The following is a 21,400-nucleotide window of genomic DNA, read 5'->3' as shown; positions in this document are numbered from 1 at the left end:
AACCGACCGTGTCTCCGCCCAGCTGCGCCGTGAACTCGGCACCCTGGTGCACAACGCCGTGCGTGAGCACGGGTTGCCCTCGGTGAGCGTGTCCGACGTGGAAATCACCCGCGACATGGCCCATGCCAAGGTGTTCGTCACCGCGCTGATGCCCGAACGTTCGGCTGAAGCCGTGGCCGGCCTGAAGGAGCTGGGCTATCGCCTGCGCATGGACCTGGCCCGCGCGATGAAGCTGCGCCACGTGCCGGAACTGCACTTCCACTACGACGACTCGGTCGACCGTGGTGAGCACATCGACAACATCCTGCGCGACCTGCCCGATACGCTGGCCGCGGAGAAGCGTCGCGAGAGCGACGAAGAATAAGCGCGCGACGCCGGGCATGCCCGGCGTTGTTGCATTCCGGCTGCGCGATGTCTGATGCAGACCCCGCTGCGGCAGTCGAGCATGGCTCGACTCTACGAAATTCTGTCATGACCCGAATTCAGTTCCGCCGCCTGGATGGCATCCTGCTGCTCGACAAGTCGACCGGCATGAGCTCCAACGCCGCCTTGCAGGTGGCCCGTCGCCTGTTCCGTGCCGAGAAGGGCGGCCATACCGGCAGCCTTGATCCGCTGGCCACCGGCCTGTTGCCGCTGTGCTTCGGCGAGGCAACCAAGATCGCCGGCCTGCTGCTCGGCTCGGCCAAGGCCTACGACGCCGAGATCATGCTCGGCCAGACCACCGATACCGATGACGCCGAAGGCCAGGTGCTGCTGCAGCGCCCGGTGCCTTCGATCAGCGCCGAGGCCCTGCAGGCGGCGCTGGTGCCGCTGACCGGCAGCATCCGCCAACGCGCCCCGATCTATTCGGCGCTGAAGCAGGGTGGGGAACCGCTGTATGTGAAGGCCCGCCGTGGCGATGTCATCGAGGCCCCGGAACGCGAGGTCCACGTGCATGCCATCGAGGTGCTGGAGCAGCAGCCGGAACGGCTGCGCCTGCGGGTGACCTGCGGCTCCGGCACCTACATCCGCAGCCTGGCCCGCGACCTGGGCGAGGCGCTGGGCTGTGGTGCCCACATCAGCGCGCTGCGCCGCCTCTGGGTCGAGCCATTCCGTGAACCGGCGATGGTCACCCTGGATCAGCTGCGGGCGATGGTCGAGGCGGGTGACGAGACGGGCATGGACGCGTTGCTGCTGCCATTGGCGGCCGGCCTGGCTGAGTATCCGCGGATCGACCTCGATGCCGATCAGACCCACCGCTTCTGCGTCGGCCAGCGCCAGCGCGACCCGTCCTGGCCCCATGGCCTGGTGGCCGTGTTCGGTCCGGACGACGCTGTCCAGGGGTTGGGCCAGGTCGATGACAGTGGCCTGCTGGCCCCGCAGCGTCGTTTCAACCTCTGACCTGGCCTGCCGGTTCAGCCCCGGTCCTTGTCCCGGAAGCCCCCGCCCGTTACAATTTCGCGGCCGTTTTCCGGCAGCCTGCCTCGCGCGGGTTTCATCCTTGTAGTCCACGGCGAGCCTGGCGGTGCGCGAAGCGCGTTCCTGCCGGCCACGCATCACAGAGAAAAAAAGAAAATGTCGATCGACACCCAGAAGGTCATTGAAGACAACAAGCGCAGCTCGGCTGACACCGGCTCCCCGGAAGTCCAGGTTGCCCTGCTGACCGCCCGCATCGAACTGCTGACCGGCCACTTCAAGACCCACAAGAAGGACCACCACAGCCGCCGCGGCCTGCTGCAGATGGTCAACCGCCGTCGCAGCCTGCTCGACTACCTGAAGAAGAAGGACGTCGAGCGTTACAAGGCTCTGATTGAAAAGCTTGGCCTGCGTCGCTAAGCAACGAATCCCCCGCGGCGCAGCGATGCGCCGCGGTTTTGTTTTGTAGCACCGCAATCCCCGATTCAGGCCGGAACGATCCGGCCACCCGCTGGCGGCAAGGGTCGCCGACGGTCCAAATTCGCAGACAGCATCCCCAAGGACACCCTCCGTGGCAAAAATCACCAAAACCTTCCAGTACGGCAAGCACACCGTCACGCTCGAGACCGGCGAAGTCGCCCGTCAGGCCAGCGGTGCCGTCATCGTCAAGATGGACGACACCGTACTGCTGGTCACCGCCGTCGCCGCCAAGAGCGCGCGTGAAGGCCAGGACTTCTTCCCGCTGACCGTCGATTATCAGGAAAAGTTCTACGCCGGCGGCCGTATCCCGGGTGGTTTCTTCAAGCGTGAAGGCCGTGCGACCGAGAAGGAAACCCTGATCTCGCGTCTGATCGACCGTCCGATCCGTCCGCTGTTCCCGGAAGACTACAAGAACGAAGTGCAGATCATCGCCACGGTCATGTCGTTGAACCCGGACGTGGACGGCGACATTGCTGCCCTGATCGGTGCCTCGGCTGCCCTGTCGCTGGCCGGCACCCCGTTCATGGGCCCGATCGGCGCTGCCAAGGTCGGTTACAAGAACGGCGAGTACATCCTGAACCCGACCGTCAGCGAACTGGCTGACTCGCAGCTGGAGCTGGTCGTCGCCGGTACCTCCAACGCCGTGCTGATGGTTGAATCCGAAGCCGCGCTGCTGTCCGAAGAAGTGATGCTGGGCGCCGTGACCTTCGGTCACCGCGAGATGCAGAAGGTCATCAACGCGATCAACGAGCTGACCGTCGAAGCCGGCACCAAGCCGTCGACCTGGGAAGCCCCGGCGAAGAATGACGTGCTGATCTCCGCCCTGAAGGAAGCCATCGGCCCGCGCCTGGGCGAAGCCTTCCAGGTGCGCGACAAGCTGCAGCGCCGCGACGCCATCTCGGCGATCAAGAAGGACGTGTTCGAAGCCCTGGCTGGCCGCGTGGCCGCTGAAGGCTGGAACCCGGCCGAGCTGTCGAAGGAATTCGGCGAGCTGGAATACCGCACCATGCGTGACTCGGTGCTGGACACCAAGGTCCGTATCGACGGCCGTGCGCTGGATACCGTCCGCCCGATCGCCGTGAAGACCGGTGTGCTGCCGCGTACCCACGGTTCCTCGCTGTTCACCCGCGGCGAAACCCAGGCCATCGTGACCATCACCCTGGGCACCGCCCGGGACGGCCAGGTCATCGATGCCGTCGCCGGTGAGTACAAGGAAAACTTCCTGTTCCACTACAACTTCCCTCCGTTCTCGGTGGGTGAGTGCGGCCGCATGATGGGCCCGAAGCGCCGCGAAATCGGCCACGGTCGCCTGGCCAAGCGCGGCGTGCTGGCTGTCATGCCGTCGCTGGAAGCCTTCCCGTACACCATCCGCGTCGTCTCGGAAATCACCGAGTCGAACGGTTCCTCGTCGATGGCCTCGGTCTGCGGTTCCTCGCTGGCCCTGATGGACGCCGGCGTGCCGGTGAAGGCGCCGGTTGCCGGTATCGCCATGGGTCTGGTCAAGGAAGGCGAGCGCTTCGTCGTCCTGTCCGACATCCTGGGTGACGAAGATCACCTGGGCGACATGGACTTCAAGGTGGCCGGTACCGCTGAGGGCATCTCCGCCCTGCAGATGGACATCAAGATCGAAGGCATCACCGAAGAGATCATGAAGCAGGCGCTGCAGCAGGCCAAGGCTGGTCGTCTGCACATCCTGGGCGAAATGGCCCACGGCCTGACCGCTCCGCGCGAAGAGCTGTCGGACTACGCGCCGCGCCTGCTGACCATCAAGATCCACCCGGACAAGATCCGCGAAGTGATCGGCAAGGGTGGCTCGACCATCCAGGCCATCACCAAGGAAACCGGCACCCAGATCGACATCCAGGATGACGGCACCATCGTCATCGCTTCGGTCAATGCCATCGCTGCGCAGGCTGCCAAGGCCCGCATCGAGCAGATCACCTCGGATGTCGAGCCGGGCCGCATCTACGAAGGCAAGGTCGCCAAGATCATGGACTTCGGTGCGTTCGTCACGATCCTGCCGGGCAAGGACGGTCTGGTCCACGTGTCGCAGATCTCCAGCGATCGCGTCGAGAAGGTCGGCGACGTGCTGAAGGAAGGCGATGTGGTCAAGGTCAAGGTGCTGGAAGTCGACAAGCAGGGCCGTATCCGCCTGTCGATGAAGGCCGTGGAAGAAGGCGACGCCGTCAGCGCCGAGTAATCGACCTCCGGTCGATTACGGTAGATGTCAACCTTGGTTGACACGCTTCTGGAATCGCTGAAATGAAAAAGCGGGCTTCGGCCCGCTTTTTCTTTGCCTGTCATCCAGCGCGCTGCAGCCGCTATGCTTCGGCCATGGACACCCTGCGCCTGCTCGACCTGGACATCGATCGCCCGGCGCGGCGCGTCAGTCGCAACGGCGAGGCATTGCCGGTCAGCGGCCTCAGCTGGACCCTGCTCGATGTGCTTCTCGCGCACGGCACCGACGTCGTGGATTTCGACACGCTTGCCGCGCAGGTCTGGGCGCCGGCGGTGGTCGGTGAAGATGCGGTCAGCCAGCGGGTCAAACTGCTGCGCCAGGCCCTGGGTGACGACAGCCGACGCCCGCGCTACATCCGTTCGGTGCGCGGTCGCGGCTACCAGCTGTGTGTGCCGCCGCTGCCTGCGGCCGTACCGCCCGAGCGATCACGCTGGCGTCGCCGATTCGGTTGGGGCGTAGCCGCCGTGGCGGTACTGTGCGGGGTGGCCGCACTGTTGCCGTGGTCGCGGTCGGCATCGCAAAGCGGCGCACAGGCGTTGCTGCAGCGCGCCGACTACTACGCCGGCATCGGCCAGGCCAGCAACAACGAACGGGCCATCAGCCTGTATCGGCAGGCATTGCAGGCCGACCCAGAGTCTGCTGGCGCGCGGCGTGGCCTGTCTCGCGCCCTGTCGGCGCAGGGGTGCCTGTTCAACGGTACGCCCGCGCAGCTGAGCGAAGCGCTGTCCCTGGCCGAACTGGAGCGCCAGCGTGCGCCGCGCGACGCGGCCACCCATGCGCTGTGGGGCTACGCGCAGGACTGCCAGGGCAACATGCGCAAGGCAATCCAGGGATATGCGCGTGCCATTGAACTGGACCCGGGAGACGAGCGCAGCCGCGCATCGCTGGCCTACCTGCAGCAGGAGCGCGGCCAGCTCGCCACAGCGCTGCAGGCCAACCTGACCTTGAAGGCTCCCGAGCGCATCCGCTTCCGTGATGTGCAGGTCGCGCGCGAGCTGGAACTGCTGGGCTTCACCCAGGCGGCCGCGGTTCGCCACGCGCGCAATTTCCAGCTGTACCCGGACAACGTCTTTTCCAACATCGCCTGGCCGCGCAGCCTGTACCTGGCCGGCGCGCCGCAGCAGGCCCGGCAGGCGCTGGACGAGGCGCTGGCGCGCGGCACGCCGCATCCGCAGCTGCTGCGCCTGCAGGGCGAACTGGCGTTGCTGGCCGGTGACCGCACGGCCGCTGCCGAAGCCTTCGAGCGTGGCCGCCAGCTGCGGCCCCAACAGTCGCTGGGGCAGGCCCTGGCGGCGTTGCATGGACCGCAGCCGGCGGATCAGGGGTGGATCGATCAGCGTCTGCGGAGGCTCGGCGACAGCGACGGCGACGGCTGGCCCGATGCAGCCCTGGAGCGCGCGTTGTTGCTGCAGGCCGCTGGGCGCAGCAATGACGCGGTGGCAACACTGCACCGGGCCGTTGATGACGGATTCCGCGATGTGGCGTGGCTGCGTGCTACGCCACTGTTCGCCCCACTGCGCGACACCCCGGGCTGGGCGGCACTGCTGGATCGCCTCGATACCGATATCGGCCGGCAGCGCGCCCAGGTGCTGGCCTCAGCCTGGCGCCCCGACGACCTGGCCTCGCTCAGTGCAGCGCCGGCAACAGGAACTCGGTGAGGATCCGTCGCGACTGCGGATGGGCGAAGCTGCGGTTGAACGCCTGGCTGGTGACCACCGCCACCACGCGCTGTTCGGGCACTACGAACACATAGTTGCCGCCATTGCCGGACATCGCCCATACCGTGCGCGGTGAACCGTGCACATCCAGCTTCAGGCCCCACCACTGATAGCCGTAGTCGCTGCCGTCGGGGGCGGTTGCCTGCGCCCGTACCATCGTCTCGACATAGTCCTTCGGAATCAGCTGCCGGCCCTGCCAGCGGCCACCATCGAGCACGAGCTGACCGAAGCGGGCCAGATCACGCGTGCGGTAGCGGGTGCCGCCGCCGCCCATGCCAATCCCTTCTGGCGAACGGTTCCATTGGCTGTGGGTGATCCCCAGCGGACGCTCCAGCACCCGCGCGGCGTAATCGGCCAACGGCTGCCCACTGGCCTGTTCAAGCACCGCGCCCAGTACGAACGGGTTTGCAGTGCAGTAGGCGAATGCGCGCCCATGCGGGCTGTCCTGCGGCCGCTGCATCCACGGCGCGAAGCCCTTCACCGGCAAGCTCAGTGCAAAGTCCAGCCATTTCTCGGTTACGTACATGCGTTCCTCGTGGCCGGCCGAGAATGGGTTCTCGTCATCGCACTCCCACAGGCTGCTCATGGTCAGCAGGTCCTGTACGCGGGTGGCGCGCAGGCGCGGGTCGACCGTGTGCCGGTCAGTGAAGGCGGGGAAGTAGTCATAGACCGGGGCCTGCACGCCGGGCAGCGTGCCCTCGCCGATGGCGGCGCCGACCAGCAGCGCGGTCACGCTCTTGCTGGCCGACCGCACGTCATGCAGGGTCTCGGCATCTGCACCGTTGAAGTAGCCCTCATAGACCACGGCGCCATCGACCTGCAGCAGCACGCTGCGGATCTGCTTGAGCTCGTCGCTGGCGATGGCACGCTCCAGCGCCGCCAGCCGGGTCGGGTCCGGGGGCGTGGCGCGGGCGGCGAGGGGCGCGCCACAGATGGCGCAGAGCAGGGTGAGGACAGACAGGATCGAACGCATCGTCGGACTCCATCGAAAGGGAACCCGATTGAGCCTGCGCTGCGTCTGAAGTGCTGGAAGCCGGCCTGAAGAATTCTGAAGGCCTTGTGCCACAAGGCTCCGGTGTTCGACCCCTGCAGCTATAACGCCCAGTTGACCCACGGATGGCCATGGCGATCAGTCCGCCGAACAGCTCCACCGCCTTCGCCAGATCGCCTTCGTGGAACGCATCGTAGGCGCGCGCTTCCAGTATCTGGTGTTCGTCGAGGGACGCATCGTCCAGCAGGTTGCCGTAGGTCGGGGTGTCGGTGTTCATATCCATGTGCGGTTGAAGATCCGCGGCCACGTTCGCCGAAGCAGGGGGGCGGGTGCGTTGCGTCGGCGCGTGTCCTGCTGCAATGCGTGATGGCAGTGGCATGACTGCCTCGTTGTCGCCCTCTGGCTGATCGTTGCTGTCCACTGGACGACATGCCGCGACAACCGTCCCGCGGCCCCATCGGTTTGCTAACGTGGCGGCGCCTTCGAACCGGGAGTTCCCATGTTCCGCCAGACCGTGGCCGTTCTTGCCGTGCTGATTGCCGGTGCCTTGCCCATCGCCGCGCTCGCCGCGCCCGCGCAAGCGCCGATCTTCGGCGCCTACTACCCCGGTGGTTCGGCCGAGCGCTACCCGGTGTCGAGCATTCCCGCCGAGCGCCTGACCCATCTGTTCTATGCGTTCTCCACCATTGAGGACGGCCGCTGCACGGTCGGTGCGGAGGCGCCGAAGAACTTCGCCGCGCTGGCTGAACTCAAGAAGGCGCACCCGCACCTGCGCACGCTGATCTCGATCGGTGGTTGGGGCGCAGGTGGGTTCTCCGATGCAGCGCTGACCGAGGCCAGCCGCAAGCGCCTGGTGGACTCGTGCATGGCGCTGTTCTTCGATCGTCATCCCGGCAGTTTCGACGGCGTGGACATCGACTGGGAATTCCCGGTCAGTGGCGGGCCGAAAGAGCTGGCGCATCGCCCGCAGGACCGTGCCAATCTGACCCGGCTCGCGCAGGCGTTTCGCGTGGCACTCGACGCGCACGGCCGCAAGGCGGGGCAGCCGATGCTGCTGACCGCTGCGCTGGCCGCCGGTCGCCTGCAGACCGATGGCCCGTACGATCCAGCAGCGAGCTATGACCTGCCGGCGCTGGCCAAGGTGTTCGATTTCATCAACCTGATGAGCTACGACATGGGCACCGGCTTCTCGGCAGTGTCGACGTTCAACGCGCCCTTGCATGAAGTGCCGGCTGATCCGCTGGCGCCGGAACTGCGGCGCTGGAACAACGTCGCCGGCGCGGTGCAGTACTACCGCGAGCACGGCGTGCCGGCCGAGAAGCTGGTGCTGGGCGTACCGTTCTACGGGCGCGGCTTCAAGGTCACCGGCGATGCCCCGGATGGGCTGTACCAGTCCTACAGTGCGCCGGCCGATGCCGGCGACTGGCGGGTGATCAAGGCACGCTATCTCGACCAGCCGGGTTGGACGAAGCACTGGCAGCCGCAGGCGCAGAGCCCATGGCTGTACAACGCCGGGCAGAAGATCTTCATCAGCTATGAAGACCCGCGCTCGATCGGCCTGCGTGCGCAGTTCGCCCGTGAGCAGGGCCTGGCCGGGGTGTTCATGTGGGAGCTGACCGGCGACGACGAACAGGCCAGCCTGCTCAATGCCATGCTGGGCCCGTGGCAGAAGGCGCGCATCGGCGACTGAGCTGCATCAGGCGATGTCCGGCGCAATGCCGCAACGTCAACGACCCAACCCCGCACAGCATGTCCATGCCCGCAGCGTTACGCTGTGGGCATGATCCATCTTGAACGCTTGGACCACCTGGTCCTCACCGTCGCCGACATCGAACGCAGCTGTGCTTTCTACCAGCGCGTGCTCGGCATGCAGGTCGTGCGCTTCGGTGCGGGCCGTACCGCGCTGCAGTTCGGCCAGCAGAAGATCAATCTGCATCCGGCCAGTGCACCGCTGCAGCCGCATGCGCGGCGACCCACGCCGGGCAGTGCCGACCTGTGCCTGGTCACGCGTACGGCGACAGTCGATGTGCTGGCCCACCTGCAGGCGCAGACCGTTGCGGTGGAGGAGGGGCCGGTCGCACGCACCGGCGCGCTGGGACCGATCGAATCGGTGTATTTCCGCGACCCGGATGGCAACCTGATCGAAGTGAGTCGTTACCCCGGCGAGGCATGATCCTGCTTGGGTAGCGTCGAGCAAGCTCGACTCTACATTGGCGCGAAATCAACAGCTGTCGAGCAAGCTCGACGCTACAGGGGGCGTTGCGCGCAACGGTAGGTAGCGCCGGGCCATGCCCGGCGGAGGCTCAGTTGGCCCAGACGCTGTTGGGGTCGCCGTTGCGGGCGCGGCGCTGGCTGGCGACGGCCAGGCGGGCGAAGCCGAAGGCCATGGCCAGCGCGATGGCATCGACCCAGAACAGCGGCCAGTGACCACGCCCCGCAGCACGCCACAGCCAGTCGCCATTGAGTGCGCCGTGCAGCACCGGCACCAGCGCGGTACTGATCGCTGCCGCCCACAGCAGTTCGCGTGCGGCCTGCGCCGGGCGTCGCAGCGCGGCCCATAGCGCACAGGCCGCCCAGCTGCCGAAGCAGGCCCAGCGGATGCCGTGGTCGACCGCCGTCGGCGCCAGCCGCTCCAGCACCAGTGCGGTGACGAAGGCGACCGAGATCGCCACGCACAGGCCGATGCACACACCGACCGTCGCCCGCGCCATGTTCACCCCGGCACGCGGCTGCTGCGGCTGGCGGCGCCTGCGCCGCGATTCGATCCACAACAGGTTGCCGGAGTAGAACAGGAAGGCACCGCCGAGGCCGAGCAGGAAGTACAGCCAGACCACCACGCCATTGCCGAATTCGCCGAAGTGCAGCGCGTAGGCTGCGCTGAGCGTGGCATGGTTGGCGTCGCGCTGGCCCGGTAGCTGCGAGGCCAGAACGTTGCCGGTGGTCACGTCCAGCGCCACCGCGCCAAGCGGGCCGAGCGTGCCGGTGGATTCACCGGTGATCTCGATGGTGGCATTGGCATCGCCGGCATTGGCCAGCTTCAGGTAGGCCGGCTCGAAGTTGGCCACGCCCTGTGCGCGGGCGACTTCAAGCGCACGTGCATGCAGCACGCGCAGGCTGCCCGGCGGCGCCGGAATGCCACTGGCCTCGCGCACGGGCGCGGTGTCCATCGCCGTCGGCACCGCCTGCAGGGCCTTGCCGTCGTAGATCAACGGGTTGAGCAGGGCCATCTGCACGAACACCAGGCAGAGCAGGGCGCCGGTCACCGCAAACATCAGGTGGAAAGGCAGGCTGAGCACGCCGACCACGTTGTGCGCGTCCTGCCACAGCTGCTTCAGGTTGCGGCCCGGACGCAGCGCGAACAGATCACTGAACAGCTTCGGCAGGTGGATCACCAGGCCGCTCAGCAGCGCCATGCCATACAGCAGGCTGACGATGCCCATCACGTAGATGCCGGCCACCGGCAGGCCGAGGCTGTAATGCAGCTCGTTGACCAGCTCGGCCAGTCCGGTCTGTGGTGGTGTGGTGCTGCCGGCGATCTGGCCGGGCCAGGCATAGCGCCAGCTGCCATCATCGGCCTGCCAGTACGCAAGTGGCTGCGGATGTTCGGCGCCGGGGAAGGTCATGCCGACGTGGCGGCGGGCTTCCGGGTGTGCCGCCAGTACGTCTTCCAGCAGATACTGCGCGTCGTCCAGGCCCGCCGGCAGCGCGGTGGCTGCGCCCGGGGTCTGCCACAGCGGCAGGTCGTGATGGAACAGGGTCAGCGCACCCGCGTAGAAGGCCACGAACAGGCCGAAGCCGGCGACCAGGCCGACCCAGGTGTGCAGGGTGGTAAACGTGCGCAGGGTCTGCGAACTGAACTTCATGGGAGGGGTCTCATTGCACCGCGCCGGTCAGGCGCAGCAGCCCGAGCACGGCAAAACCGGTGGCCGCGCTGCCGGCCAGCACCAGCCAGGCGCGCAGCGCACTGCGGAAACTGAACGCCCACAGGGCGGCCAGCATCCACAGCGGGATGAAGGCGATCAGGGTCGGCACCAGCGCCCGCTGCCACGGGCCGGGCGGCAGCCACGCCAGCAGGCCGGTGGCGGCTGCGGCCAGAAAGAAGCCGGCGATGATGCCGGCAAGGGCACGCGGCCACATCAGGGTGACTCCGTGCCGGGGCGGTGCCAGGCGGCCAGCGCCGGCAGCAGCATCGCCGCCAGCATCCAGGTGCACAGCATGGCCACCAGGCCGGCGGCAAAGCCGAGCTCGGCCATCCACAGCCACAGCGCGGCAGCCGCGGCGACCAGGCCGATCTGGTGGCCGAGGCGGCCGGCGCGGCGCAGGCGTGGCCAGCGGCAGTGCGGCGAGGCGGCATAGAAGGCCAGCGCCGAGAACATCGCTGCCAGCATGCCCAGGCTGCAGAAGCCGAGCGTGGAAAGGCCGACGGTGATCATCGCGGGCGGCCAGCGTGGCAGCGGGCCTGCGAACGCGGGACACGGGCGGGGCCGGCGGGAGCCGGTCGGAGCGGGTGGCGCATCACGGGGTCCTGGGGAAAGCGGGCAGGCTGGCACGAGGCGCCTGCGCCGACATGGTAATCATTGCCATTTCACGCCGCCAGCGAGACCCATTCAGGGGACCGTACGGTGGGCCTTGGGCTTTCCCGTGCACTGGTTTAAGATCATCGCAGAACCCTGACTGGAACAAGGTGGCCCGCGCCCAGCGCCGGCCGAGCGTGCGACATGAGCACTACCACCGCCCACTGTTGACCTGCCCCCGAAGGCCCTGTGTTCCAGGCGCCCTCGCGGCGCTTTTTTATTGCCCGGGCGCAGCCCCGGGAACGCTTTCCAGCCCGCTCAGCGGGCCCCGCACGAAGCCACTGCGATGATCAACATTACTCTTCCCGACGGCAGCCGCCGCGAATTCGAAAACCCCGTCAGCGTCATGCAGGTCGCCCAGTCGATCGGCGCCGGACTGGCCAAGGCCACCATCGCCGGTGCCGTGGATGGCGTGCTGGTCGATGCCAGCGACGTCATCGACCACGATGCGAGCCTGCGCATCATTACCGCCAAGGACGAGGAGGGTGTGGAGATCATCCGCCACTCCTGCGCCCACCTGGTCGGCCACGCCGTCAAGCAGCTGCACCCGGACGTGAAGATGGTGATCGGCCCGGTGATCGCCGAGGGCTTCTACTACGACATCTACTCCGAGCGCCCGTTCACCCCGGACGACATGGCGGCGATCGAGAAGCGCATGGGCGAGCTGATCGCCCAGGACTACGACGTCATCAAGAAGGTGACGCCGCGCGCCGAAGTGATCGAGATCTTCAAGGCCCGTGGCGAGGACTACAAGCTGCGCCTGATCGAGGACATGTCCGACGACATCCAGGCGATGGGCATGTACTACCACCAGGAATACGTGGACATGTGCCGCGGCCCGCACGTGCCGAACACGCGCTTCCTGAAGGCCTTCAAGCTGACCCGCATCTCCGGCGCCTACTGGCGCGGTGACGCGCAGAACGAACAGCTGCAGCGCATCTACGGCACCGCCTGGGCCGACAAGAAGCAGCTCGAGGCGTACATCAAGCGCATCGAGGAAGCCGAGATGCGCGACCACCGCCGCATCGGCAAGCAGCAGGACCTGTTCCACCTGCAGGAAGAAGCGCCGGGCCTGGTGTTCTGGCACCCGAAGGGCTGGGCGTTGTGGCAGGTGGTCGAGCAGTACATGCGCAAGGTCTACCGCAACAGCGGCTACGGCGAAGTGCGCTGCCCGCAGATCCTGGACGTGAGCCTGTGGAAGAAGTCCGGCCATTGGGACAACTACCAGGACAACATGTTCTTCACCGAGTCGGAGAAGCGCACCTACGCGGTCAAGCCGATGAACTGCCCGGGCCACATCCAGGTGTTCAACCAGGGCCTGCACAGCTACCGCGACCTGCCGATCCGCTACGGTGAGTTCGGTTCCTGCCACCGCAACGAGCCGTCCGGCGCGCTGCACGGCATCCTGCGCGTGCGTGGTTTCACCCAGGACGACGGCCACGTGTTCTGCACCGAGAGCCAGATCGAGTCGGAAGTGACTGCCTTCCACCAGCAGGCGCTGGCGGTCTACCAGCACTTCGGTTTCGATGAGATCCAGATCAAGATCGCGCTGCGTCCGGAATCGCGTCTGGGCGACGATGCCACCTGGGACAAGGCCGAGGGCGCACTGCGTTCGGCACTGTCCGCCTGTGGCGTGGAATGGCAGGAGCTGCCGGGCGAGGGTGCCTTCTACGGCCCGAAGATCGAGTACCACCTGAAGGATGCCATCGGCCGTACCTGGCAGCTGGGCACCATGCAGGTCGACTTCATGATGCCGGGCCGCCTTGGCGCCGAGTACGTGGACGAAAACAGCCAGAAGAAGCATCCGGTCATGCTGCACCGCGCCATCGTCGGCTCGATGGAGCGCTTCCTGGGCATCCTGATCGAGCACCATGCCGGCCAGTTCCCGGCCTGGCTGGCGCCGACCCAGGTGGTGGTGGCCAACATCACCGACGCCCAGGCCGACTACGTCTCGGGCGTGACCAAAACCCTTGCGGAGCAAGGCTTCCGCGTCAGCTCGGATTTGCGTAACGAGAAGATCGGCTATAAAATCCGTGAGCATACGTTGCAGCGCGTGCCCTACCTGCTGGTCATTGGTGACCGCGAGAAGGAGAATGGGGCTGTGGCGGTGCGTACGCGTTCTGGCGAAGACCTGGGCAGCATGAGCCTGCAGGCCTTCATCGAGCGGCTCCAGGCCGAGGGCGCGTAAGCAAAGGTCCGGTCCGGGGGCACAGGCACCCGGACCGGTTCGATACCCTTGGGAGAACGTAATATCAGCACCCCTGACAACAAACAGAACCGCAAGAATCAGGAAATCCGTGTGCCGCGCGTCCGCGTGATCGGCAGTGACGGTGAAATGATCGGCGTGTTGTCGCGCGACGAAGCGCTGTCCATGGCCGAAGATGAAGGCCTGGACCTGGTCGAAATCCAGCCGCAGGCCGATCCGCCGGTCTGCAAGATCATGGACTTCGGCAAGTTCAAGTTCGAAGCGCAGAAGAAGGCCAGCGAGGCCAAGAAGAAGACCAAGCAGGTCGAGATCAAGGAAGTGAAGTTCCGTCCGGTCACGGACGAGGGCGACTACCAGATCAAGCTGCGCAAGATGCGCGGGTTCCTTGAAGAAGGCGACAAGATCAAGGTCAACATCCGTTTCCGTGGCCGTGAAATGAGCCACCAGGAACTGGGTCGCGAAATGGCCAACCGGATCGAGACCGATCTGGGCGAGGACATCGTCATTGAATCCCGTCCGCGCCTGGAAGGGCGTCAGATGGTCATGATGATCGCGCCGAAGAAGAAGACCTGAGGCCTGACGGGCCGCCTTCCGGGGCGCCTGGCTGAATGGTTCAGGGCAAAGGGGCGCCATTGGCGTCCCTTTGCTTTTGCGGCAGGCCGGTGAATTGCCGGCGAAAGGGTTGCAGGGGCTGGTGGCAGGGCGGTTTTGCCTGTATCATGCCCGGCTCGACCCACCCAGGACGGGTCGTACGCCGATCATGGCAGGACGGAAAGAGCGGCCCAGGCCGCCGCCAGATCAGTCAGAAACCAGGGTCATATCCCATCAAGGACATTGCAATGCCCAAGATCAAGACCAACCGGGCAGCGGCCAAGCGTTTCCGCAAGACCGCCTCGGGCAAGTACAAGTGCGGCCACGCCAACCGTAGCCACATCCTCACGAAGAAAGCGACCAAGCGTAAGCGTAATCTGCGTCAGACGGGCCATGTCCGTGCAGAAGACGCAGGCCGTCTGGACCGCATGCTCCCTTACCTCTGAGGAACTGAAAAATGGCACGAGTTAAGCGTGGCGTACAGGCGCGTCGCCGCCACAAGAAGATTCTGGATCTCGCCAAGGGCTATTACAACGCCCGTCGCAAGGTCTTCCGCGTCGCCAAGCAGGCGGTCATCAAGGCACAGCAGTACGCCTACATCGGCCGTAAGCAGAAGAAGCGCAACTTCCGTTCGCTGTGGATCACCCGTATCAATGCGGCTGCCCGCATCAACGGCCTGAGCTACAGCCGCTTCATGAACGGTCTGCTGAAGGCCGGCATCACCCTGGATCGCAAGGTCCTGGCTGACATCGCCGTGCACGACGCAGCCGGTTTTGCCGCGCTGGCCGAAAAGGCCAAGGGCGCGCTGGCGGCATAAGTCCTTCCCGATGCCGTAACCGTTCACTCGGAACGGTGTCAGGTCAAGGCAATGCATGGGGAAGGGCGCAAGTCCTTCCCCATTCTTTTTTGGGTCCCGGCGAGGCCATGGCGGCAGCGCGGGGACGGCGGTGGCGACAGGGGTCGGCCCTTCGCGCATCGCGATGGCAGATCGACTGGAGTTCCGGCCCCCCATGAGCGACATCCAATCCCTCACCACCCAGGCGCTGGCCGATGTGGCCGCCGCACAGAGCCCCGACGTGCTGGAACAGCTGCGCGTGGCCCTGCTTGGCAAGAGTGGCAGCATCACCTCGCAGCTCAAGCAGCTCGGCGCCCTGCCGGCCGACGAGCGCAAGGCCGCCGGTGAAGCGATCAACCAGGCCCGCGACGCGCTGACCCGCGCGCTGGGCGAGCGCAAGGCGCTGCTGGAAGACGCGGCACTGGATGCGCGCCTGGCCGCCGAAGCCATCGACATCACTCTGCCGGGCCGCAACGGCGACCGTGCTGGCCTGCATCCGATCACCCGCACCCTCGAGCGCATCACCGGCATCTTCGGCCGGCTGGGCTACGAGCTGTCGGAAGGGCCGGAGATCGAGGATGACTGGCACAACTTCGAGGCGCTGAACTTCCCGCCGCACCACCCGGCGCGCGCCATGCACGACACCTTCTACTTCGGCGACGGCCGCCTGCTGCGCACGCATACCTCCGGTGTGCAGGTGCGCTACATGGGCGACCACGCGCCGCCGCTGCGCATGATCGCCGCCGGCAAGGTGTACCGCAGCGACAGCGACCAGACCCATTCGCCGATGTTCCACCAGGTGGAAGGCCTGCTGGTGGACGAGCATTCGACCTTCGCCGACCTGAAGGGCACGCTGGCCGAGTTCGTGCGCGCGTTCTTCGAGCGCGACTTCGAAATGCGCTTCCGCCCCAGCTACTTCCCGTTCGTCGAACCGGGTGCGGAAGTGGACATCGCCTGGCAGCAGCCCGATGGCAGCACCCGCTGGCTGGAAGTGCTTGGCTGCGGCATGGTGCATCCGAACGTGCTGCGCAATGTCGGCATCGATCCGGAGCGCTACACCGGGTTTGCCTTCGGCATGGGCGTGGAGCGTTTCGCGATGCTGCGCTACGGCGTCAACGATCTGCGCGCGTTCTTCGAGAACGACGTGCGGTTCCTGAAGCAGTTCGCATAAGCCGCAACCATGTAGAGCCGAGCCATGCTCGGCTGCTCCTAAATTCGCAGGCCCAGGCGCATGCGCCGGGCCCACCAGGGTGACACCATGAAATTCTCCGAAAACTGGCTGCGCAGCCACGTCCCGACCTCCGCCTCGCGCGATGAACTGAGCGCGGTGCTGACCGCCATCGGTCTGGAAGTGGAAGAGGTGACTGCGCTGGGCGAAGGCCTCGATCACGTGGTCGTGGCACGCATCGTCGACGCAGTACGCCATCCGGAAGCCGACCGCCTGCAGGTGTGCAGGGTCGATGCCGGGCAGGGCGAGCTGCTGCAGATCGTCTGCGGTGCGCCGAACGCGCGCCCGGGCCTGGTCGCGCCGCTGGCGATGGTCGGGGCGCAGATCGGTGAACTGAAGATCAAGCCAGCCAAACTGCGCGGCGTCGAGTCCAACGGCATGCTCTGCTCGGCCAAGGAGCTGGGCCTGGACAATGATGCCTCCGGCCTGCTGGAACTGCCGGACGACGCACCGGTGGGCCAGACCCTGGTCGAGTACCTCGGCCTGCCGGACGCCAGCATCGAGATCAAGCTGACCCCGAACCGCGCCGACTGCTTCAGCCTGCGCGGCATCGCCTACGACGTCGCCGCCGCCACCCGCAGCGAAGTGCTGGACTTCGCGGCCGACGCCATTCCGGCGGTCGGCAGCCGTGAGCTGGCCATCCAGCTCGACGCTGGCGCTGAAGCGCCGCGTTACCTGGGCCGCGTCATCGAAGGCGTCAACGCCGCCGCCAGCACCCCGCTGTGGATGGCCGAGCGCCTGCGCCGCAGCGGCGTGCGTCCGGTCTCGCTGCTGGTCGACATCACCCAGTACGTGATGCTGGAGCTGGGCCAGCCGATGCACGCCTACGACCTCGGCACCCTGCAGGGCAGCATCGCCGTGCGTCGTTCGCGCGCGGGCGAGACGCTGAAGCTGCTGGATGGCCGTGATGCCACGCTGGATGACAGCTTCCTGGTGGTGACCGATGCTGACCGTGCGGTTGGCCTGGCCGGCCTGATGGGCGGCTTCGACACCCGTGTCACCGACGCCACCACCGCCGTGTTCCTGGAAGCCGCGCACTTTGCGCCGGCCGCGATCATGGGCCGTGGCCGCAAACTGGGCCTGCACACCGATGCAGGCCACCGCTTCGAGCGCGGCGTCGACCCGGCGCTGCCGCGCACCGCCATCGAATACGCCACCCGCCTGGTGCTGGAACTGGCCGGTGGTACCCCGGCGCCGGTCACCGAGGCCGTGCGCGCCGACGACCTGCCGAAGCCGGCGACGATCCTGCTGCGCCGCGCCCGCATCACCCGCGTGCTCGGCATCACCATCGACGATGCTGAAGTCGAGCGCATCCTGCGCGCGCTGGGCATGGACGTGGTCGCCACCGCCGACGGCTGGCAGGTGGTCGCGCCGAGCCGCCGCTTCGACATCGCCATCGAAGAGGACCTGATCGAGGAACTCGCGCGCATCCACGGTTACGAGCAGATCCCGACCACGCTGCCGGGCGGTGCCTCGCGCGTGGCGATGCCGAGCGAGACGCAGCTGGACGCGCTGAGCGTGCGCCGCCAGCTGATCGCCCGTGACCAGCAGGAAACCGTAAATTTCGCCTTCGTCGACGACGCGCTGCTGACCCAGTGGAAGCTGCGCGACGGCCTGGTCCCGCTGGCCAACCCGCTGTCGGCCGAACTGGCAGTGATGCGCCCGTCGCTGCTGCCGGGCCTGGTCGCCACGTTGGGCCGCAACGCCGCCCGCCAGTTGGGCCGCGTGCGCCTGTTCGAGCTCGGCCGCGTGTTCGCCCAGCAGGCCGGAGACGGCCAACCGGCACCGCTGGAAACCCCGCGTGTGGCCGCTGCGGTCTGCGGCGAGGCGCAGGCGGTGCAGTGGGGCCTGCCGACCCGCAAGGTCGACTTCCATGACCTGAAGGGCGACCTGGAATCGCTGGCGGCCGCCAGTGGCGCGCAGTTGGCGTTCCGCCCGTCGGCCCGACCCTATGGCCACCCGGTGCGTTCAGCCGAAGTATTCCGCGATGGCGTGGCGATCGGCTGGATCGGTCAGATTCACCCGCGCTTGGCCAAGGCAATGGACATCGAAGCCGACGTCTACGCCTTCGAGCTGGACCTGGAGCCGCTGACCGCCCGTCGCCTGCCGCGTGCCGGCGAGCTGTCGCGCTTCCCGGCGGTGCGTCGCGACCTGGCATTCCTGGTGCCTGAACAGGTGGCCTGGGCCGACTTGGCCGCCACCGTCCGCCAGGCCGCCGGTCCGCTGCTGCGCGACCTGAACCTGTTCGACCGCTACGTCGGTCAGGGTGTCGAGCCGGGGTTCAAGAGTCTCGCTATGGGCTTGATTTTGCAGGACAAGTCGCGCACTCTGACGGACCGCGACGTGGATGCGGTGGTGGCCGAGGCGGTCACTGCCATCGAGCGTGAACATCACGCCCGGATCCGCGGCTGAGCGGGCAGCACTCGGGGGTAGCAGGCAATGGCATTGACCAAGGCGGAGATGGCGGAGAAGCTGTTCGACGAAGTCGGTCTGAACAAGCGGGAAGCCAAGGAATTCGTCGACGCGTTTTTCGATGTGCTGCGTGAAGCATTGGAACAGGGACGTCAGGTGAAGCTGTCGGGCTTCGGTAATTTCGATCTGCGGCGCAAGAACCAGCGCCCGGGCCGTAACCCCAAGACCGGCGAGGAAATTCCGATTTCCGCCCGTACGGTGGTCACCTTCCGTCCGGGCCAGAAGCTCAAGGAGAGGGTGGAAGCTTATGCTGGATCCGGGCAGTAACCGCGAACTACCGCCGATCCCGGCCAAGCGCTACTTCACCATCGGTGAAGTCAGCGAGCTGTGCGACGTCAAGCCGCACGTCCTGCGCTACTGGGAGACCGAGTTTCCCAGCCTTGAGCCGGCCAAGCGCCGAGGCAACCGCCGCTACTACCAGCGCCATGACGTGCTGATGGTGCGGCAGATCCGCAGCCTGCTGTACGAACAGGGCTACACCATCGGTGGTGCACGCCTGCGTCTGGACGGCCCCGATGCCCGCGAGGAATCGGCGCTGAGCAACCAGATCATCAAGCAGGTACGCATGGAGCTGGAAGAAGTGCTGCAGTTGTTGCGCCGCTGATCCCATTTCCATCGTAATCCGCTATACTTCACGGCCCGCCGCACTGGCGGGCACATCGCAGCATCAGTCGGGGCGTAGCGCAGCCTGGTAGCGCATCTGCCTGGGGGGCAGAGGGTCGTCGGTTCGAATCCGGCCGTCCCGACCACTGTGATGAATCAAGAAGCCCGCGCAGCGATGCGTGGGCTTTTTTGTGCGTGCGGTGTATGCTGCGCGCCACTCGTACTACCGCGGCTGCTGAACCCGGTACTCACGAGAACACATCATGGAATCTGCAAGAAACCGTGCCTGGCGCCGCAGCCAGGCCCGCAACCGCGGTGGCGACCGCGCCACGACCGCGTACAGCTACAAGCCCGAGAAGAACTGGAAGCTGCTGTATACGCGCGATGCCAAGCTCGCGCGTGCACGCCAGCTGGGTTTCACCTATCCGGTCCTCAGTGCCCGCCAACTGCAGGAACAGGAATGATCAACCTGCTGTTCGTCTGCAGCCGTAACCAGCTGCGCAGCCCGACCGCCGAAGCCATGTGGCGACGGCGGCCCGGCTTCGCCGCGCTGTCGGCCGGCACCAGCCCGCATGCACGACGCCCCATCGGTCCGGCGGATATCCGCTGGGCCGATGTCATCCTCGTGATGGAAGCCAAGCACCAGCATCGCCTGCAGGCCGCATACGCGCGCCTGCTGGAACACAAGCGGCTGCATTGCCTGGACATCGCCGACGACTATCGCTGCATGGATCCGTTGTTGATGGACCTGCTGGAGGCCAAGGTGGCCGCATATCTCGGTCAGCTGCCGGCAAAGCGGTAGATCAGCTCCGGATCTCCTTCGTCCAGTCCATGCACGATGCCGCTGTCGATGAAACCCGAAGCGGCGAGCAGGCGCTGCATACCGGTATTGGAGGCATTGGTCGAAGTGAACAGCTTGCCTTGGCCCTGCAGCGCGATGGCATGGCGCAGCAGGGCGGCACCCACGCCCTGGCTGCGTTGTTCGCGCGCCACCATCAGCATCTCGACGAAGGCTTCGCCGAAGAAGTGATGGTGGATGACCAGGTAACCGGCCAGCTGGCCGGCCCGTTCGCCCACATGCACGCCACCGCCGGCCAGCCAGTCGGGGATCTGCCGTGCCCGTCGCGGGTCGTGGGCCGCAACGCTGTCGAGCGCGATCAGCGCGGGAACGTCGTCGGGCATCGCCTCGCGGATATACAGCATGGTCGAGGAGGGGGCGGGCGGCAGCATCGAAGGCTCCAGGGCTGGGTGCGCCCAGTCTATCGGTCACGTCGGCCGTATCTGCGCATCCGCCACAGCCAGCGTGTGGTCGGCAGTCAATACACACGAAACTCGGCACGGCAGCCGTCGCTGACCCACACGCCGCGGCGGTCCCAGCCCCAGTTACGGTCCTCGATGCAGGTCGTCACCGATTTCTGCTTGACCAGCCGGACCTCGTGGCGCACGCGAATCCGGCACTCCTTGTCCTTGTTCTCGTAGGACTCGCAGACCAGGCGTTCACCCTCGTTGTCGCGATCACGGCCGCGGCCACGACGCGGCCAGCGGCCATGTTCGTCGGCGACGAACTCGGCGCGGCAGCCGTCGGTCACCCACAGCATGCGCCGGCTCTGGCCCCAGTTCTGGTCTTCCACGCAACGGGTCACCGACAGCTGCCTGGCCAGACGCATCGGACCCTCGATGGGGCATTGCTCGGTCTTGTTGAACTGGGATTCGCAGCGCAGCACTGGAATGTGATCAGTGTCGTAGTCCTGGGCGGCCACGGCGGTGGCGGCCAGCAGCAGGGCAAGGGCGGCGCCGGTGATCGGCAGCAGCGGGCGAAGGGTCATGGGGAGCCTCGAGCGGGGATTCGGGCGGCAAGAATGACCCAGCACGGGACCGTCGGAACGCATCGTTCCGGAACTGGCTCAGTAGGGATTTAGTAGTGCGCACGGGCCCATGCAGAGGCTTACATCCCGTATCATCGCTGCACATCCGATCGCATCGGTTTACACCTTCTTACATGTCTCCCACGTCGGTCGGCGCAGCCTGTGGCTGCCGTCACTGGTGTGCGGGCGGCCTGTGGGGGAGG

At 66.5% G+C, this 21,400-nt stretch carries 23 protein-coding genes and 1 tRNA gene; 18 read left to right on the top strand and 6 right to left on the bottom strand.

Annotated elements, in window-relative coordinates:
- The 5 genes from rbfA to N5J73_RS15640 form a co-directional block, all read left to right on the top strand.
- A partial coding sequence (gene rbfA / locus N5J73_RS15660) for a 30S ribosome-binding factor RbfA (protein WP_279935310.1) occupies positions 1-364 on the top strand: 364 nt, incomplete at its 5' end.
- 107 nt (positions 365-471) lie between these two features.
- On the top strand, positions 472-1,380 hold the full coding sequence (gene truB / locus N5J73_RS15655; RefSeq protein WP_049445758.1) for a tRNA pseudouridine(55) synthase TruB: 909 nt from the start codon (positions 472-474) through the stop codon (positions 1,378-1,380).
- A gap of 174 nt (positions 1,381-1,554) precedes the next feature.
- Positions 1,555-1,815: a 30S ribosomal protein S15 gene (rpsO, locus tag N5J73_RS15650; RefSeq protein ID WP_005410445.1), complete on the top strand. Its 261-nt coding sequence runs from the start codon at positions 1,555-1,557 to the stop codon at positions 1,813-1,815.
- A 151-nt stretch (positions 1,816-1,966) separates the two neighbouring features.
- A complete protein-coding gene (pnp, locus tag N5J73_RS15645; RefSeq protein WP_049445760.1) occupies positions 1,967-4,075 on the top strand; it encodes a polyribonucleotide nucleotidyltransferase in 2,109 nt (702 codons plus the stop codon).
- Between the two features lie 134 nt (positions 4,076-4,209).
- Complete coding sequence (locus tag N5J73_RS15640; RefSeq protein ID WP_049445802.1) at positions 4,210-5,772, top strand: winged helix-turn-helix transcriptional regulator; 1,563 nt, start codon at positions 4,210-4,212, stop codon at positions 5,770-5,772.
- Here the strand turns inward: N5J73_RS15640 and N5J73_RS15635 are convergent.
- A complete protein-coding gene (locus N5J73_RS15635; protein WP_080354828.1) occupies positions 5,741-6,805 on the bottom strand; it encodes a serine hydrolase in 1,065 nt (354 codons plus the stop codon). The two genes, N5J73_RS15640 and N5J73_RS15635, sit on opposite strands and share 32 nt — an antisense overlap.
- 517 nt (positions 6,806-7,322) lie before the next feature.
- Here N5J73_RS15635 and N5J73_RS15630 point away from each other — a divergent pair.
- Positions 7,323-8,513, top strand: a complete 1,191-nt coding sequence (locus tag N5J73_RS15630) for a glycoside hydrolase family 18 protein (RefSeq protein WP_049445762.1) — start codon at positions 7,323-7,325, stop codon at positions 8,511-8,513.
- A gap of 90 nt (positions 8,514-8,603) precedes the next feature.
- On the top strand, positions 8,604-8,996 hold the full coding sequence (locus N5J73_RS15625; protein ID WP_049445764.1) for a VOC family protein: 393 nt from the start codon (positions 8,604-8,606) through the stop codon (positions 8,994-8,996).
- Positions 8,997-9,126: 130 nt separating this feature from the next.
- On the opposite strand, the gene N5J73_RS15620 is transcribed toward N5J73_RS15625, so the two are convergent.
- Genes N5J73_RS15620 through N5J73_RS15610 form a run of 3 tightly spaced genes read right to left on the bottom strand, consistent with a single transcriptional unit; the run spans position 9,127 to position 11,256 of the window.
- Positions 9,127-10,686: a PepSY-associated TM helix domain-containing protein gene (locus tag N5J73_RS15620; protein ID WP_049445766.1), complete on the bottom strand. Its 1,560-nt coding sequence runs from the start codon at positions 10,684-10,686 to the stop codon at positions 9,127-9,129.
- A gap of 10 nt (positions 10,687-10,696) precedes the next feature.
- Positions 10,697-10,960, bottom strand: coding sequence for a hypothetical protein (locus N5J73_RS15615; RefSeq protein ID WP_049445768.1), 264 nt, complete (start codon positions 10,958-10,960; stop codon positions 10,697-10,699).
- A complete protein-coding gene (locus N5J73_RS15610; RefSeq protein WP_049445770.1) occupies positions 10,960-11,256 on the bottom strand; it encodes a hypothetical protein in 297 nt (98 codons plus the stop codon). The genes N5J73_RS15615 and N5J73_RS15610 overlap by 1 nt, the downstream gene beginning before the upstream one ends.
- Before the next feature lie 427 nt (positions 11,257-11,683).
- Here N5J73_RS15610 and thrS point away from each other — a divergent pair, with 427 nt between their 5' ends.
- The 11 genes from thrS (at position 11,684) to N5J73_RS15555 (ending at position 20,134) form a co-directional block, all read left to right on the top strand.
- Positions 11,684-13,585, top strand: a complete 1,902-nt coding sequence (gene thrS, locus N5J73_RS15605) for a threonine--tRNA ligase (RefSeq protein WP_049445772.1) — start codon at positions 11,684-11,686, stop codon at positions 13,583-13,585.
- 63 nt (positions 13,586-13,648) lie between these two features.
- Positions 13,649-14,176 carry a translation initiation factor IF-3 gene (gene infC / locus N5J73_RS15600; protein ID WP_075076340.1) on the top strand — a complete coding sequence of 176 codons (528 nt, stop codon included), beginning with the start codon at positions 13,649-13,651 and terminating at the stop codon, positions 14,174-14,176.
- 266 nt (positions 14,177-14,442) lie between these two features.
- Positions 14,443-14,640, top strand: a complete 198-nt coding sequence (rpmI, locus tag N5J73_RS15595) for a 50S ribosomal protein L35 (RefSeq protein ID WP_005410436.1) — start codon at positions 14,443-14,445, stop codon at positions 14,638-14,640.
- A gap of 11 nt (positions 14,641-14,651) precedes the next feature.
- On the top strand, positions 14,652-15,011 hold the full coding sequence (rplT, locus tag N5J73_RS15590) for a 50S ribosomal protein L20 (RefSeq protein WP_005410435.1): 360 nt from the start codon (positions 14,652-14,654) through the stop codon (positions 15,009-15,011).
- Positions 15,012-15,204: 193 nt separating this feature from the next.
- Positions 15,205-16,200, top strand: a complete 996-nt coding sequence (locus tag N5J73_RS15585; protein WP_005417865.1) for a phenylalanine--tRNA ligase subunit alpha — start codon at positions 15,205-15,207, stop codon at positions 16,198-16,200.
- 87 nt (positions 16,201-16,287) lie between these two features.
- Positions 16,288-18,669, top strand: coding sequence for a phenylalanine--tRNA ligase subunit beta (gene pheT, locus N5J73_RS15580; RefSeq protein ID WP_049445806.1), 2,382 nt, complete (start codon positions 16,288-16,290; stop codon positions 18,667-18,669).
- 27 nt (positions 18,670-18,696) lie between these two features.
- Positions 18,697-18,996 carry an integration host factor subunit alpha gene (locus N5J73_RS15575; protein WP_005410432.1) on the top strand — a complete coding sequence of 100 codons (300 nt, stop codon included), beginning with the start codon at positions 18,697-18,699 and terminating at the stop codon, positions 18,994-18,996.
- On the top strand, positions 18,977-19,333 hold the full coding sequence (locus tag N5J73_RS15570; RefSeq protein WP_005410431.1) for a MerR family transcriptional regulator: 357 nt from the start codon (positions 18,977-18,979) through the stop codon (positions 19,331-19,333). Before N5J73_RS15575 ends, N5J73_RS15570 begins: the two co-directional genes overlap by 20 nt.
- A gap of 68 nt (positions 19,334-19,401) precedes the next feature.
- A tRNA-Pro gene (locus N5J73_RS15565) sits at positions 19,402-19,478 on the top strand.
- A gap of 117 nt (positions 19,479-19,595) precedes the next feature.
- Positions 19,596-19,796, top strand: a complete 201-nt coding sequence (locus tag N5J73_RS15560) for a hypothetical protein (protein ID WP_014037933.1) — start codon at positions 19,596-19,598, stop codon at positions 19,794-19,796.
- Complete coding sequence (locus N5J73_RS15555) at positions 19,793-20,134, top strand: phosphotyrosine protein phosphatase (protein WP_049445773.1); 342 nt, start codon at positions 19,793-19,795, stop codon at positions 20,132-20,134. The genes N5J73_RS15560 and N5J73_RS15555 overlap by 4 nt, the downstream gene beginning before the upstream one ends.
- Here the strand turns inward: N5J73_RS15555 and N5J73_RS15550 are convergent.
- Together N5J73_RS15550 and N5J73_RS15545 are read right to left on the bottom strand one after the other, a co-directional pair.
- Complete coding sequence (locus N5J73_RS15550) at positions 20,113-20,562, bottom strand: GNAT family N-acetyltransferase (RefSeq protein WP_049445775.1); 450 nt, start codon at positions 20,560-20,562, stop codon at positions 20,113-20,115. The two genes, N5J73_RS15555 and N5J73_RS15550, sit on opposite strands and share 22 nt — an antisense overlap.
- Positions 20,563-20,648: 86 nt before the next feature.
- Positions 20,649-21,158, bottom strand: coding sequence for a DUF3011 domain-containing protein (locus N5J73_RS15545; RefSeq protein ID WP_049445778.1), 510 nt, complete (start codon positions 21,156-21,158; stop codon positions 20,649-20,651).
- Positions 21,159-21,400: the final 242 nt, after the last annotated feature.

It is taken from the genome of Stenotrophomonas sp. GD03654, from assembly GCF_029845105.1.
In the GTDB taxonomy this organism is placed as follows: domain Bacteria; phylum Pseudomonadota; class Gammaproteobacteria; order Xanthomonadales; family Xanthomonadaceae; genus Stenotrophomonas; species Stenotrophomonas africana.
This window is presented reverse-complemented; position numbering and strand designations above follow the sequence as displayed.